10 protein-coding genes and 1 pseudogene are annotated in these 13707 nt (G+C 61.4%); 9 read left to right on the forward strand and 2 right to left on the reverse strand.

The window, feature by feature from the left end:
- The first annotated feature begins 1 nt into the window (after position 1).
- The 4 genes from BN1800_RS22440 to BN1800_RS22455 are packed head-to-tail and all read left to right on the forward strand — an operon-like array spanning position 2 to position 5025.
- Positions 2–766: an SDR family NAD(P)-dependent oxidoreductase gene (locus BN1800_RS22440; RefSeq protein ID WP_087001202.1), complete on the forward strand. Its 765-nt coding sequence runs from the start codon at positions 2–4 to the stop codon at positions 764–766.
- A gap of 25 nt (positions 767–791) precedes the next feature.
- Positions 792–2783, forward strand: a complete 1992-nt coding sequence (locus BN1800_RS22445) for an alpha-glucosidase (protein ID WP_087001204.1) — start codon at positions 792–794, stop codon at positions 2781–2783.
- Between the two features lie 2 nt (positions 2784–2785).
- Positions 2786–3559 (forward strand): sulfite exporter TauE/SafE family protein, encoded by a 774-nt coding sequence (locus tag BN1800_RS22450; RefSeq protein ID WP_087001206.1) that lies wholly within the window; start codon positions 2786–2788, stop codon positions 3557–3559.
- Entirely contained in the window at positions 3556–5025 is a 1470-nt protein-coding gene (locus BN1800_RS22455) for an NAD-dependent succinate-semialdehyde dehydrogenase (RefSeq protein ID WP_087001208.1), read from the forward strand. Before BN1800_RS22450 ends, BN1800_RS22455 begins: the two co-directional genes overlap by 4 nt.
- A 182-nt stretch (positions 5026–5207) precedes the next feature.
- Here BN1800_RS22455 and BN1800_RS22460 read toward each other — a convergent pair.
- Together BN1800_RS22460 and BN1800_RS22465 are read right to left on the reverse strand one after the other, a co-directional pair.
- Positions 5208–6369: pseudogene (locus tag BN1800_RS22460) on the reverse strand (integrase core domain-containing protein).
- 93 nt (positions 6370–6462) lie between these two features.
- The gene (locus tag BN1800_RS22465) at positions 6463–7227 is read right to left on the reverse strand and encodes a GntR family transcriptional regulator (protein ID WP_087001210.1); all 765 of its coding nucleotides are present in this window, start codon (positions 7225–7227) and stop codon (positions 6463–6465) included.
- Between the two features lie 115 nt (positions 7228–7342).
- On the opposite strand from BN1800_RS22465, the gene BN1800_RS22470 reads away from it, so the two are divergent.
- Genes BN1800_RS22470 through BN1800_RS22490 form a run of 5 tightly spaced genes read left to right on the forward strand, consistent with a single transcriptional unit; the run spans position 7343 to position 13690 of the window.
- On the forward strand, positions 7343–8656 hold the full coding sequence (locus BN1800_RS22470; protein ID WP_087001212.1) for a M20 family metallopeptidase: 1314 nt from the start codon (positions 7343–7345) through the stop codon (positions 8654–8656).
- A 19-nt stretch (positions 8657–8675) separates the two neighbouring features.
- Entirely contained in the window at positions 8676–10226 is a 1551-nt protein-coding gene (locus BN1800_RS22475; RefSeq protein WP_087001214.1) for an ABC transporter substrate-binding protein, read from the forward strand.
- A 57-nt stretch (positions 10227–10283) separates the two neighbouring features.
- Complete coding sequence (locus tag BN1800_RS22480; RefSeq protein ID WP_087001215.1) at positions 10284–11231, forward strand: ABC transporter permease; 948 nt, start codon at positions 10284–10286, stop codon at positions 11229–11231.
- Positions 11224–12048, forward strand: a complete 825-nt coding sequence (locus BN1800_RS22485) for an ABC transporter permease (protein ID WP_087001217.1) — start codon at positions 11224–11226, stop codon at positions 12046–12048. The genes BN1800_RS22480 and BN1800_RS22485 overlap by 8 nt, the downstream gene beginning before the upstream one ends.
- 10 nt (positions 12049–12058) lie before the next feature.
- On the forward strand, positions 12059–13690 hold the full coding sequence (locus BN1800_RS22490) for a dipeptide ABC transporter ATP-binding protein (protein WP_087001219.1): 1632 nt from the start codon (positions 12059–12061) through the stop codon (positions 13688–13690).
- The last annotated feature ends 17 nt before the right edge of the window (positions 13691–13707 follow it).

Genomic DNA, 13707 nt, shown 5'->3' on the forward strand with positions numbered 1-13707 from the left:
CATGCCATCCACCTACGAGACTGTTCGCTATACATCCCTCGAACGCCGCGCCGTGCTGATTACCGGCGGTGCTTCGGGGATCGGCGCGGAAATGGTCAAGGCTTTCGCGGCGCAGGGCGCGAATGTCTTCTTCATCGATATCGACGTGGTCGAAGGGGCAAAACTTGCCGCCGAAACCGGTGCTGCCTTTTCCGCCTGCGATATCACTGACATTGCGGCCTTGCGCGTCGCCATTGCCGGGATAGAGCAGATGTGTGGCGGCATCGATACCCTCGTCAACAATGCAGGCAAGGACGATCGCCATGCGATGAGCGACGTCGAGCCGGACAACTGGCGCAGGGCGCTGTCGCTCAATCTCGATCACCAGTTCTTCGCCACGCAGGCAGTCAGCCCGCGCATGGTGGAGAAAGGAGCGGGATCGGTCATCATGATGGGCTCGATTTCCTGGATGCGGGGCCGGCCCGGCATGGTCGGCTACACCACGGCCAAGGCCGCCATCAACGGCATGACCAAGACGCTTGCCCGTGAACTCGGCCCCTCCGGTATCCGGGTCAACTGCATCGTGCCCGGCGCAATTGTTACCGAACGGCAGCTGAAGCTCTGGACCTCGCCGGAACAGAACCAGCAATTCATCGAACTGCAGGCGCTGAAATTTAGACTGGATGCAAGCCATGTCGCCCGTATGGCGCTGTTTCTAGGCTCCGACGAAAGCGGCGGATGCACGGGCGCCAACTTCATCGTCGATGCCGGGCTGACGCAGAATTGAACGTGCAATATCCGAAAGATATCTCATGAACCTCGAACAGACAGAAACCGGCTTCATTCTCTCCTTCCGAGGCCGGACGATCCTTGACCATAGTGCAACCATGCCAGCGATCTTTGCCGGACATGGTGAAGAGCGCATGGACATGTATCGCGGCAATTTCGAAATCGAGGACTATGTGATCGAGCGTCGTGCGCTTGCCCATGCGGAGATCGACGGAAACCAAGTATTTTTATCGGATGGAGCGGGACGGCCGGCGCGCCTTGTCCTGAACATCGATGAACACGCCATCGGCTTTAAGGCGCTCGACGCGTCCCTGAACCGCCTCTGGATCCGTGTCTCGGCAGAGCCTGACGAGCACGTCTGGGGTGGAGGCGAACAGATGTCCTATTTCGACCTGCGCGGCCGCCGGTTTCCCTTGTGGACCTCGGAGCCGGGCGTCGGCCGCGATAGGACCAGCGAGATCACCTTCAAATCGAACGTCAAGGATCGGGCGGGCGGCGATTATTTCAACACCAACTATCCACAACCGACCTATGTTTCCTCGGCGCTTTATGCCTTGCATGTGGAGACATCTGCCTATTCCGTCTTCGATTTCCGCCGCGGGACCTTTCACGAGATCGAGGTCTGGGCAATCCCGGAGCGGATCGAGCTTTTCGCCGCGCCCACCTTCGTCGAACTGGTTGAGGTGCTGTCGGATCGCTTCGGGCGTCAGCCGCCGCTTCCCGACTGGGTCTACAACGGCGCGATCATCGGCCTGAAGGACGGTGAAAATTCTTTTGCACGGCTTCAGTCGATGCGCGATGCCGGTGTCGAGGTTTCCGCTCTATGGTGCGAGGACTGGGTGGGTCTGCGCCAGACTTCATTCGGCGTGCGTCTCTTCTGGGACTGGCAGGCAAACGAGGCCCGCTACCCAGGTCTTCGTCAACGGATTGCCGAATTGAACGATGATGGCATCCGCTTCCTGGGTTACGTGAACCCCTACCTCTGCGTCGATGGCCCTTTGTTTGAAATCGCGGAAGCGGAGGGCTACTTCGCCACGGATGAAAGCGGCAAAACGGCGTTGGTCGATTTTGGCGAATTCGACTGCGGCGTCGTCGATTTCACCAATCCGGCCGCGGCCGAATGGTTTGCCGAGGACATCATCGGCAAGAAGATGCTGGACTATGGGCTTTCGGGATGGATGGCCGACTTCGGCGAATACCTGCCGGTCGACGTGCACCTCGCAAACGGCATCGATGCCAAGCTGATGCACAACCAGTGGCCGACGCTTTGGGCGGAAGTCAATGCGAAGGCGGTTGCCAGCCGCGGCCAGACCGGCGAGGCGCTGTTTTTCATGCGCGCCGGCTTCACCGGCGTCCAGAAACATTGTCCGCTGTTGTGGGGCGGCGATCAGTCGGTCGATTTTTCCCGGCATGACGGGCTGGTCACCGTCATCTGTGCTGCCCTGTCTTCCGGCCTCCTCGGCAATGCCTATCACCACTCCGACATCGGAGGCTATACCAGCCTCTTCGGCAATGTCCGCACACGGGAGTTGTTGATGCGCTGGGCCGAAATGGCAGCGTTCACGCCCGTCATGCGCAGCCACGAGGGCAACCGCCCGCGCGAAAACGTGCAGATTGATCAGGACCCGCAGGTGCTGTCGCATTTCGCCCGGATGACGCGGATCTACAGGCATCTTGCTCCCTATCTCAAATCGCTGTCCGACGAGGCGGTTGCGCGGGGTCTGCCGGTGCAGCGGCCGCTGTTCCTGCATCACCAGGACGATCGCGAGACCTATGCAATCCAGGACAGCTATCTCTACGGCGCCGACATGCTGGTCGCGCCGATCTGGGAGGCAGCACAGGCGGATCGTGTCGTCTATCTGCCGCGGGGCGAGCTTTGGGTTCACGCCTGGACGGGCGAAACATTCGCCGGCGGCGAAAAGGTTCGGATTGCCGCGCCGCTCGGACAGCCGCCCGTCTTCTACCGGGCCGGTTGCGCCGATGAAGCGCTGTTTGCCGGTCTTCGGGGCCTGTGACCATGAGCGCTGCCGGTCTTGCGGGACTTATGGTGCTGGCGGGCCTTGCCGCCTACTTGCAAACCCTGACCGGTTTCGCCCTCGGCCTCATCATGATGGGCGGCATCGGGCTTTCCGGGCTGATACCGCTGCCGGATGCTGCCGTGCTCGTCGGCTGCACGGTGCTCGTCAATGCCGCGCAGGTTCTCGCACGCGGCTGGCGCGACATTGCCTGGGCCGAATTCTGGCCGGTCGTCATCTCCAGCCTTGCCGCTCTTGCTGCCGGATACTGGCTGCTGGGCGTGATGGTTTCGGCATCGATCGACTGGCTGAAGCTTGTGCTCGGCATCGTTATCATCGCTTCGAGCCTGCAGCTTGCACTGAAACCTCAGCCGTTGGCTGTGCGGTCGTCAAGCGCTTCCTTCGCGGTTTTCGGCGTGATTGCCGGTCTCATGGGCGGTCTGTTTTCCACTGCCGGCCCGCCGCTGGTCTATCATCTCTACCGGCAGCCTTTGCCGGCGGTCAGTATCCGCGAAACGCTGGTGGCGGTGTTTGCCGTCAATGCCGTCATCCGGCTGGCTATGGTCGCGGCTGGCGGCGATGTGCCCCGTGGCGGTTTCTGGTGGGGACTGCTCTGCATTCCGGTCGTGATGATCATGACCTTCGTTGCCAAACGGTGGCCGCCGCCCTTGTCTGCCCCGTCGATCCGCCGCCTGGCCTTTGGCCTGCTTCTCATGTCCGGCCTGTCGCTGGCCGTTCCCGCCCTTTTGAAGATTATAGGAGATCACGCATCATGACCGAGCGCCGCACGCTTGCCCTCAAGGACCCCGCCCTTCTCACCGACAAGGCTTTCGTCGCCGGCGCGTGGATCACCGCACCCGACGGCAAGTCATTTGCCGTGACGGACCCCTTCGACGGGGCGCTGATCGCCCATGTGCCGGATCTCGGCCAGGCGGTCGTCGCCCGGGCGATCGATGCGGCTGCGGACGCGCAGAAGCTCTGGGCAAGGCGCACGGCCAAGGAGCGGGCGCAGGTGCTCAAGCGCTGGTACGAGCTCATCGTCGAAAACGCCGATGATCTGGCGCTGATCCTGACGACCGAGCAGGGCAAGCCGCTGGCGGAGGCGAGGGGCGAGGTCGTCTCCAACGCCGCCTATCTCGAATGGTTCGCGGAAGAGGCAAAGCGCATCGATGGCGATATCATTCCCGGCCCCAATGCCGGTCAACGCATCATGGTGCTGAAGCAACCGGTTGGCGTCTGCGCGGCAATCACGCCATGGAATTTCCCGAATGGCATGATCACCCGCAAGGCAGGCCCGGCACTCGCGGCCGGCTGCAGCATGATCCTCAAGCCGGCTTCGCAGACGCCGCTGTCGGCGCTGGCGCTCGCCGTGCTTGCCCAGCGCGCCGGCGTGCCGAAGGGCGTGTTTTCGGTGGTGACCGGCGAGGCGAAGCCGATCGGTATCGAGTTCTGCCGCAATCCGAAGGTCGCAAAGATTACCTTCACCGGTTCCACCGGCGTCGGACGCTGGCTGATGAAGGAAGCGGCCGACGGTATCAAGCGCCTGTCGCTGGAACTGGGCGGTAACGCGCCATTCATCGTTTTCGACGATGCGGATCTGGACGCTGCCGTCGAAGGCGCGATGATTTCCAAATTCCGTAATGCCGGCCAGACCTGCGTGTGCGCCAACCGCATCTATGTGCAGGAGAGCGTCGCCGCAGTATTCACCGAAAAGCTACTTGCGAAGGTTTCGGGTCTTTCGCTCGGCCGCGGTACAGACGCCAGCGTCAGCCAAGGGCCGCTGATCGATGAGAAGGCCGTGGCGAAGATGGAAGAGCATGTCGCCGATGCGATGGCCAATGGCGGGACAGTTCTCACTGGGGGTAAGCGTAGCGTGCTTGGCGGCACTTTCTTCGAGCCGACGGTCGTGACCGGCGTGACGCAGGCGATGAAAGTGGCCAAGGAGGAAACCTTTGCGCCGCTGGCACCGCTCATTTCGTTCAAGGACGAGAACGACGTCATCGCCATGGCCAATGACAGCGAATTCGGTCTTGCCTCTTATTTCTATGCCAAGGACATGGCCCGTATCTGGCGGGTCGCTGAAGCGCTTGAGGCCGGCATGGTCGGCGTCAACACCGGCATGATCGCCAATGAAATGGCGCCGTTCGGCGGCATCAAGCAATCTGGTATGGGGCGGGAGGGATCGAAGTACGGGATCGAGGGTTTCCTTGAACTGAAATATGTGGCCTTTGGGGGGATGTAATTGTCGCCGCAAGGGCAACACCCGACTGTCGCGTTCGCCGGCAGTGTATCTCGCCCCGAAATATGGGGCCTGATGAAACCGGACACTGGCACACAGAACGATAAGGGCGTCGTGGGTTCATATCCTGTCAAGACCGCCATGTGGACTGTGTCCGACCCGGAGACATCGGTAACACTTTGTACCTAACACATGGGTGACAACCTCGTGCCGAACGGGTTGTCGATGGTTTGCAAAGTCCTCTGCTCCAGGTCGATATATCCCAGATCATAATGCATGAAGCTGACGAGCCAAATGCCGTCGTCGACTTCCTTGATTCCCAGTTTCTGGCCGGCCAGCACGGTCGAGATGTTGACCTTCTTGCGATAGATGCAGATGCGGCCGCAATTGGTCACCAGCGCATCTCGATCATGGAAGGGGTAGTCGATCTCCGGCAGGCCCTGATAAGGGCGTGACGAAGCGACGTAGAGATCGGCCGGCACCTTCATGTTGAGCGCCTCGTGCGGCCGCTCTTGATTGAATTCGCTGACGAAAGCGTCGAAGCGGGCCTGCTGCTGGAGGATGTTTTTGCCAGGTGGACGGGTGGCCTCGTTCTTCAGCGTCAAGTGCATGCGCTCATGCCGGCCGTTTTGTTGGGGACGGCCCGGCCTGATGCGCTCCAGCGTGATCCCGAGCCTCAGCCACCACACCGACAGCTTTGACAGATTGTAGAGCCCGTTGGGGCTGGCGAACGGCAAGCCGTTGTCGCTGCGGATCGCCGTCGGCAGACCACATTCGGCAAACAGCCGCCGGAACGCGTCGAAAGGCTTCGCAGGCGAGAAGATAACGTGACGCCTGGTCGGTGACCGTCAATGGGTAACAGTATCGGCCATCTCCGAGCTTGAACTCGCCCTTGAAGTCGGCACACCACAGATCGTTCGGCAGTAATGCCTGTGACAAGGCTGTCCCTTCGGCTCGATGTCGTTGTCGTTTGCGCGCATGGGCGACCAGCCCGTGCCGATCGAGAATGGCATGCACCGTGCTTTTGGCGGGGACGCGCACATCGCCGGCCAGGCGCTTCACCAAAAGCTCTCTGATCTTCCTGGCACCCCAATGCGGCTTGCTCTTCTTGCACGAGACGATCATCGCCTCGACCGGCTCAGGCAACTGGTTTGCATAACGCACCGGCCGTCGAGACCGGTCCGTCAGCGCCTCCAGGCCGTCATCCTTATAGCGATTGAAGATCTTGTAGCCGGTCTTGCGAGAGATGCCGAATTCCCGGCACACATCGCTCATGCCTTCGCCCTCCAGCAGCCGGGCGACAAAACGTAGACGTTCCTCCATCACCGAAGTCTCTTTCCACGGCATCAACACCTCCCGCCAAAAAGCGAAAAGTGTTACCCATGTCTCCGGTACAAAACGTCACCTATCTCTCAGATCGGGCACTGCGAAGACACCGCCTCACTGCACCTCGTTGACATAGCGGTGGTTGGCGGTGGTTGCCCGGTGCGCTGAAATCAAAACCGGTACAGCCATCTGGTCATAGGCCACTTCGTCGATCGTTAGGACCGCCGCTGGCCGGCTCAGATCTAGCCACTGGGCATCGGAATCGTTCGCAAGATCGGCACCGATCTGCTCGCGTATGGCCGAGATGCGGATCCCATAATTTTCCAGTAGATGCAGGTAGAAGAGCTGAGGGATTTCCTCTGGCCCCTCCGGGAAGTCCGGAACCCGTTCGCAGGAAAGCGTCAGCGTCTCGTGCATGATCGGCCGCTCGTCGACGTAACGCACCCGGTGGAAGGTAACGATCGGCGACCCTTCGTCGATCTGAAGTTTTCCCGCGTCGGCCGCGGACGCAAAGCTCCTGTCGAGCGAAGTCACCTTCGTGACCGATTTGCTGAGCGAACCATCCAGCCCGTGCAGTCGAAAATACTGAAAAAACAGGCGCAGGCTGTGCTGCGGCTTGCGGCCGGTCACCACTGTGCCGGTCTTGCGACGGCGGCTGAGAAGGCCGTCATTGGTGAGATCCATCAGCGCCCGCCGGATGGTGCCCACGGCCACACCGTAGGTTTGCGACAGCGCCACTTCGCTCGGCAGAACCGAACCCGGTTCGAGTTTGCCGAGCATGATCGCTTCGGTGATCTGTCGTTTGACCACTTCATAGAGCGGCAACGACAATTCCGTCAGCTTGATCACTCCTGATGAATTATTGGGCAGTTCCGGCAATGATTTGCCTCTTCTTTGGAGTTGACTCAGGGTCTCGATCTACGCAGTATTACTATATAGTTTATATTAAAGCGCAAGCTGGGGAGGCTGGCGCGACGGTATCGAGGACACTGCCATGAACACGCCGCCGCCAGCTTCTTCGCAACAGATCCTCGGACCTGCCATGGCAGCGATTGAGCTGGATGTCGAGGTTGCTGTCGATGATCTGGCTCGGATGATCGAAGTTGACACCTCATTCCCGCCGGGTCTTGGCTATGACGCTTTTGCCGATCTGATGGCTGAACTCCTTTCGCCCTTGGGGTTTGAGTTCGAGCGGGTCGTCGTGCCGCGTGATCTTTGGTACGTAGCCGGTGGACCGGCATCCGGCGAGCGGACCAACCTCATTGCCGCCCGCGAAACGGGAAAGCCCGTCTGCGGTCTTTATTATCATGTCGACACGGTCCCGGCCGCGCCAGGTTGGGCACGCGATCCTTTGAAACTGACGGTCGAGGGTGACGATCTGTTCGGGCTCGGCGCCGCGGATATGAAGGGCACGATCGCAGCAACGCTGCTGGCGTTGCGGGCTGCCAAAAAATGCGGTGTGCCTCTGCATTACGATCCGATGCTGCTCCTCTGCACCGATGAGGAAGGGGGCCTATACCCCGGCATTCGCTATCTGGCGGAGCAGGGCATGTTGAAAGGGCATATCCTCAATTTCAACGGGTCCGCGGCGCCGCGCATCTGGGCTGGCTGCTTCGGTGTCTTCCATCTGCAGGTGACGATTAGGGGGCACGCCGTTCATGCAGGCGAAGGCAATCGCACCGGCGCCGGCATCAATGCTATCGAAGGCGCCTTGCCCTTGCTCAATGCCTTGATGGCATTGAAGCCGGACGTGGCCAGCCGGGCATCCGCGCTGGCGTCGCCGCCGCACGCGTCAGGTCCGCTGCGACCGCAGCTTTCGATTTCGGCGGTGAACGGCGGAACCGCCGGCGGACAGGTGCCGGCGGAGGTCAAGATTCTCGTGAGCCGGCGTTACGCTCCGGAAGAAAGCTATGACGATGCGCGCGCCGAGATCGAAGACCTGATCCGCGACAGCGTTGCGAGCACAGGGCTGGGGCTCGAAATGGATCTGGTCGGACACCTCATCCCGACGAACGATCCGGAAGGTCCGCATTGGCCACGCTGGCAAAAGGCGCTGTCGCTGGGTTTCGGCTACAAGCCGGAAGACTTTCAAAAATGGGGCGCCGCGAGCTGCTCCGATTTCGGCTACGTGCAGAAGTCCGGTTTTGCACAGGAGGTGCTGCTGGGCGGGCTCGGCCGCCCGGAAAGCTGCATCCACAGTCCTGAAGAGCATACCACCCGCCAGGACATCATCGCCCTGGCGAAAAGCATACTGGCCTATCTCGCGGCGGACTTTGCCGCCGACTCCCTTCCTGAAAACCGCGCCTGAACCATAAGGGAACTGAAAAATGCTGGACATGAAACGTCGCTTCTTCCTCGCGGGCACCGCCGCCGTCTTTGCTGCACCGGCGCTTGGCCTGGCGCAGACCGCAAAGCCGGCCAAGGGCGGCACGCTGCGCATCTCCGTCGACCAGGCTGCAAGCGTCATCCATCCGCTTTTGACCCGGGTCAACCCGGAATACCTGGTGACCGAGCTGCTCTATAGCAACCTGACGCGCCTGACGGTCGACATGTCGGTCGAGCCGGATCTGGCCGAAAGCTGGACGCCCAATGGCGGCCTGACCGAATGGACGTTCAAGCTGCGCAAGGGCGTGACCTTCCATGACGGCTCGCCGTTCACGGCAAAGGACGTCGTCGCCACCTTCAAGGCAATCCTCGATCCGGCAACCGCGTCGCCCGGCCGCAACAATGTCGGCCCGATCTCCGACATCGTCGCCGTCGACGATACGACAGTGCTGTTCAAGCTCTCCGGCGCCTATGCCGACTTGCCGGTCGCCATGGCCTACACCAACGCTCGCATCATTCCGGCCTCGATCGCCACTGGCGACCTCAAGAGCCTTTCCACCAAGCCTGTGGGCACCGGCCCGTTCAAGCTGGTATCCTACGAGCCGGACCGTCTGATCGTCGTCGAACGCAACCCGAACTATTACGACCCGGCGCGCCCTTATCTCGATCGTATCGAGGTCCAGGTATTCCCGGATATCTCCGCCGAAGGCTCGGCGATAATCGCCGGCAACGTCGACATCATCTCGACGCTGCAGCCGACCGAATACCTGCGGCTTGACGGCAATGACGGCGTCGAGGTCCTACGCACGCCGTCCGGCCAGTTCTGCAACATCAACTTCGGTTGCGACACCGCACCGTTCAACGACGCGCGCGTCCGCCGTGCGATCGCACTCACGGTTGATCGCGAGGCGATGGTCGACTTCGTTACCGAAGGTTTTGGCACGCCAGGCAACGATACGCCGCTGAACCCCTCCTACCAGTTTTTCAAGGCAGCCAAACAGCGCGAGAAGAATATCGAAGAAGCCAAGAGGCTGCTCACTGAAGCCGGTTTCCCGAATGGCCTGCAAGCCACGCTCATCGCCTCCGACCGCCCGGCGGTGCGCACGCAACTTGCCGTCGCCCTTAAGGAAATGGCCAAGGAAGCCGGCATTACCATCAACGTCCAGACGATGCCGCATGCCACCTATCTGGAGCAGGTGTGGAAGAAGGGCAGCTTCTACGTCGGCTTCTACAACATGCAGCCGACCCCGGACGGAATCTTCAAGCTTCTCTATACCTCGGATGCCTCCTGGAACGAGACGCGCTGGAACAACAAGGCCTTCGACGCCCTGGTCGCCGAAGCTCGCGGCACGATCGACGCAGCCAAGCGCACCGAGCTTTACACAAAGGCCCAGGAGCTGATGAACGAGGAAGTCCCCTCGATCATCCCGTCCTTCTTCGACGTGCTGTCGGCCAAGCGGAGCTGGGTCAAGGGTTACGAAGCGCATCCGCGCGCCTCGGTCTTCCGCCTCGATTACGCTTCCCTGACCGACAAGGCGCCCAAGCGCGGCTGACCCGAACGATGCCGGACGCTCTTTGAGCGTCCGGCTGGTGAAACAAGGAACACGAACGTGTCCCCGAATTATATAGCCAAGCGGCTGGTGATGATCGTCTATACGCTCTTCATCGTATCGCTCATCGTCTTCGCCATCACCCAGATCCTGCCGGCCGATGCCGCCGTCATGATGCTGGGTGAGAATGCGACACAAGACGCGCTTGCTGCGCTGCGTGAAACCATGGGGCTCGACGCCCCGGTGTGGCAGCAATATGCAACGTGGCTCGGCCACGTGCTGCAGGGCGATCTCGGCACCTCGCTACGCACTGGCCAGCCCGTCGGCCCCGTCATGTTCGAGGCGCTCGGCCGTTCGCTGCTTTTGGCCTTCCTGTCGATCGGTCTGATGCTGGTTCTTGCCATTCCGCTCGGCATCATCGCGGCCGTCCGTCGCGGCAAGATCGCCGACATGGTCGTCAGCCTGATCTCCTATGCCGGCGTGGCGCTACCCGAATTCGTCACCGCGACGGTCGCCGTCCTCGTCTTCGCCGACCTGATGAAATGGTTGCCGCCGACCGGATATGTGCCGCTCACCGAAAATTTTACCAGTGGCATCGCCCATCTGGTCCTGCCGGTCTGCGTCATTTCGGTGATCCTGATCGCCCATGTCTCGCGGATGGTGCGCTCGGAACTCGTCGACGTGCTGCACACCGACTATATCCGTGCCGCTCGGCTGAAGGGGATATCGCGCGGACAAGTCCTTCGTCGCCACGCGCTGCGCAATGCGCTATTGCCGACCATCACTATCGTTGCGCTCGATGTGGGTTACCTGCTCGGTGGCGTCATCGTCGTCGAAGAGATCTTTGCCATTCCCGGCATCGGCCGCCAGCTGATCGTGGCGATCCAGGCGCGTGACCTGCCGGCCATCCAGGCCGGCGTGCTTATCATGGCGGCTACCTATTCGATCGTCAATTTCATCGCCGACATCCTCTATGCCTTGCTCGACAAGAGGATCCAGTATGACTGATTTCATCAAACGCCTCCTGCGCACGCCGCAGGGCGCGATCGGCGTGTTCCTTGTCCTGCTGGTGCTGGTGATCGTGCTGTTCGGACCAATGCTCGCGCCGCACGACCCGGAAATTCTTGCGCCGCTCGCGCGATACAAGGGGCCGAGCGCCGGCTATTGGTTGGGAACTGATCAATACGGCCGCGACATTTTCAGCCGCCTGCTGATCGGCGCCCGCGCCACCGTGGTCATGGCCGTGCTCGCAACCATCGCCGGCACACTGCTCGGGGCCTTCGTCGGCACCACCTCCGCCTTCCTTGGCGGCCGGGCGGACGAATTGATCATGCGCACCATCGACGCCGTCATGTCGATCCCGAGCCTGCTGTTTGCCCTTCTGGTGGTCAACCTCCTGGGGTCCAGCACGGTCAACGCGCTGATCGCCGTTGCCATCGCGTTCGCGCCAGGCATGGCGCGCATCACCCGCAGCGTCGCGTTGTCGGTACGCAAGCAGGATTACGTCAATGCGGCGGTCGCCCGTGGTGAAAGCTCAGCCTACATCATTCTGCGGGAAATGCTGCCGAACGTCATTGCGCCGATCATTGTCGAGATGACCATCCGCATCTCCTTCGCGGTCATGCTGTTTGCGACGCTCAGTTTTCTCGGCCTCGGTGCGCAGCCGCCGGCGGCCGAATGGGGCCTGATGGTCTCGGAAGCGCGCCGCTACATGCACCTGAGTGCCGGCATCCTGATCTGGCCGAGCGTGGCGATCGCCGTCGTCGCCATCGGCTTCAACCTTCTGGGCGACGGTCTTCGCGATGCCCTCAATCCGCGAACTTGAGGCCACGACTATGACGACAAAACCAGAAACTCCGGTTCTCGCGATCGAGAATTACTCGTTGGATTATGACACGGCCTCCGGCGTTTTCCATGCGCTCAAGAACATCGACCTCTCCGTCGACCGAGGCGAAATCCTCGGCCTGGTCGGCGAGTCCGGTTCCGGCAAAACCTCGCTTGCCTGGTCGATCATGCGCTATCTGCCCAAGAACGCCCGCGAACCCGGCGGCCGCATCCTGCTGAGCGGCGAGAACCTGCTTGAAAAGACCGATGCCCAGATCGAGGCCTTTCGCGGCCGGCGCATCAGCATGGTGTTCCAGGATCCGAGTACGTCGCTCAACCCGACCCTGTCGCTCGGCACCCAGCTCGCCGAGGTCCTGGTCCGTCACCGCGGGCTGACACAGCAGCAGGCCTGGAAGGAAGGTGAGGCGATGCTTGACCGCGTCGGCCTGAAGACACCGGCAGCGATGATGAACCGCATGCCGCACGAGGCGTCGGGCGGCGAGAAGCAGCGCGTCGTCATCGCATCAGCGTTTGCGTGCAATCCCGAATGCATCATCTTCGACGAACCGACGACAGCGCTCGACGTCATCACCTCATGCCAGATCCTCGACCTGTTCGTGGAACTGCAGGCCGAGACCGGTGTCGCCTCGCTCTACATTTCCCACGATCTGGCGCTGGTGTCGCGCACCGCCAGCCGCGTCGCCGTCATCCGTCGCGGCGATATCGTCGAGCAGGGCGCGGTGCGCGATATCTTTGCCAATCCGCAGCAGGATTATACCCGCGAGCTGATCGCGGCGGTTCCCGATCCGGCCCGCAGGCTGGTCGGCGACATTGTCGTTGAAACGGAAAAGCCGCTGGTTCGTGTCGAAAACGTCAGCGTCCATTATGGCCGCAAGCCGTTTCTGGCGGCGCTGACCGGCCGGGCCACCGAACGCGTTGCCGGCAACAATGCCGTCAGCCTCAGCATCAATCCGGGCGAAATTCTCGGCATCGTCGGTGAATCCGGGTCCGGCAAGTCGACCCTGGCGAAGGCGATGACCGGCCTCAACCGCTTCGAGGGCAAGATCTGGTTCGACGGTCGCGAGATCAGGAACCTTGGTGACATGGACAATGCCTATCGCAAGGATGTGCAGATCATCTTCCAGCACCCCGATGCCTCGCTCAATCCCCGCCAGAAGATCAGCGAGATCCTGTCGCGGCCGCTGAAGCTGTTCGGGGATACGTCTTATCTCGACCAAAAGCTCGGCGACATGCTGGAGCAGGTGCGCCTGCCGCGCACCCATGCCCAGCGGTATCCGCATGAGCTGTCGGGCGGCGAGAAACAGCGCGTGGCGATCGCCCGCGCGTTTGCCTCCAAACCGAAATTGGTGATCTGCGACGAAATCACTTCGGCACTCGACGTATCGGTGCAGGCGTCTATCGTTCAGCTGCTGCTGGAACTGCAGAAGGCCAGTGGCACCGCTTACCTGTTCATTACCCACGACCTCAACCTTATCCGCCAGATCGCCCACCGGATCGCCGTGATGTATCGGGGCAATCTCGTCGAGATCGCGCCGGCGGCGGATATCGATAGCCAGGATCGCGCCGAATATACCCGCCGCCTGATCGAAGCGGTGCCGCGCCCGGCCGGCCAATACTTATGACAATGCATCAAGGAGCA

The organism is Rhizobium sullae, from assembly GCF_900169785.1.
GTDB classification, from domain to species: Bacteria; Pseudomonadota; Alphaproteobacteria; order Rhizobiales; family Rhizobiaceae; genus Rhizobium; species Rhizobium sullae.

Bases quoted from the DNA above. Each gene is read 5' to 3' on its own strand.
- BN1800_RS22440 (WP_087001202.1), top strand. From the start codon at position 2: ATGCCATCCACCTACGAGACTGTTCGCTATACATCCCTCGAACGCCGC.
- BN1800_RS22490 (WP_087001219.1), top strand. From the start codon at position 12,059: ATGACGACAAAACCAGAAACTCCGGTTCTCGCGATCGAGAATTACTCG.
- BN1800_RS22450 (WP_087001206.1), top strand. From the start codon at position 2,786: ATGAGCGCTGCCGGTCTTGCGGGACTTATGGTGCTGGCGGGCCTTGCC.
- BN1800_RS22485 (WP_087001217.1), top strand. From the start codon at position 11,224: ATGACTGATTTCATCAAACGCCTCCTGCGCACGCCGCAGGGCGCGATC.
- BN1800_RS22445 (WP_087001204.1), top strand. From the start codon at position 792: ATGAACCTCGAACAGACAGAAACCGGCTTCATTCTCTCCTTCCGAGGC.
- BN1800_RS22455 (WP_087001208.1), top strand. From the start codon at position 3,556: ATGACCGAGCGCCGCACGCTTGCCCTCAAGGACCCCGCCCTTCTCACC.
- BN1800_RS22470 (WP_087001212.1), top strand. From the start codon at position 7,343: ATGAACACGCCGCCGCCAGCTTCTTCGCAACAGATCCTCGGACCTGCC.
- BN1800_RS22475 (WP_087001214.1), top strand. From the start codon at position 8,676: ATGCTGGACATGAAACGTCGCTTCTTCCTCGCGGGCACCGCCGCCGTC.